The sequence below is a fragment of the Curtobacterium sp. B18 genome (assembly GCF_000333375.1).
Taxonomy (GTDB): Bacteria; Actinomycetota; Actinomycetes; order Actinomycetales; family Microbacteriaceae; genus Curtobacterium.
Map to the genome: position 1 here is coordinate 1 of NZ_BACZ01000190.1, position 834 is coordinate 834.

Consider the following 834-nt stretch of genomic DNA (forward strand, 5'->3'; position numbering starts at 1 on the left):
GAGTTGGTCTGCGTGAGCATCGCGTCGACGAGGGTGGTCTGCCCGTGGTCGACGTGTGCCACGATGGCGACGTGCGCAGTTNCGGACCGGGTGGCGAGCGCCATACAGGACATCTTTGGTGTTCGAAGAAGATCGGGCGGCCGACGGTGGCGCGCGCGCCGCGGTGGCACTGCCCCGAGGTGGCAGAAACGCCCGACACGCCAGTCTACCGGTAGTTCGCAACCGAGAGGAGTACCACCGATGAGCCGTCGGCGAACGTGGATCGAGATCACCATCGTGCTGCTGCTCTCGCTCGGCGGCAGCGCGCTCTACTCGGTGCTGCAGATCATCGACGACCTGTCGCAGACGACGCCGCTCGGCGAGCAGTCCACGGCGCTGAACACGTCGACCACGACCGTGCAGTACGTCGACCTCGCCCGGCAGCTCGTGGGCATCGCGGTCGACCTCGCCCCGGTCGCGCTCGTCTGCTACCTGCTCTGGAGCACGACCCGTCCGCACCTCGGCCGGCTCGGCATCGACCGGTTCCGGGTGCGCCCCGACCTCGGCGGCGCGGCGCTCATCGCCCTCGGGATCGGGATCCCCGGCCTGGCGCTCTACTTCACCGGGCGGACGCTCGGCGTCACGGTGAACGTGGACCCGGCGGCGCTCGACTCGTACTGGTGGACGATCCCGGTCCTGCTGCTCTCGGCGATCCGCTCCGGGCTGCAGGAGGAGGTCATCGTCATCGGCTACCTCTACGAGCGGCTCGGCTCCGTCGGGTGGGGGCGCTGGCAGATCATCCTGTCCACGGCCGTCCTGCGCGGCAGCTACCACCTGTACCAGGGGTTCGGCGCG

At 69.5% G+C, this 834-nt stretch carries 2 protein-coding genes; one reads left to right on the forward strand and one right to left on the reverse strand.

Annotation, left to right across the window (positions count from 1 at the left end; translation table 11 throughout):
* A partial coding sequence (locus I5E_RS26250; RefSeq protein WP_261974858.1) for a GTP-binding protein occupies window positions 1-104 on the reverse strand: 104 nt, incomplete at its 3' end.
* Between the two features lie 136 nt (window positions 105-240).
* On the opposite strand from I5E_RS26250, the gene I5E_RS05105 reads away from it, so the two are divergent.
* A partial coding sequence (locus I5E_RS05105; RefSeq protein WP_022906041.1) for a CPBP family intramembrane glutamic endopeptidase occupies window positions 241-834 on the forward strand: 594 nt, incomplete at its 3' end.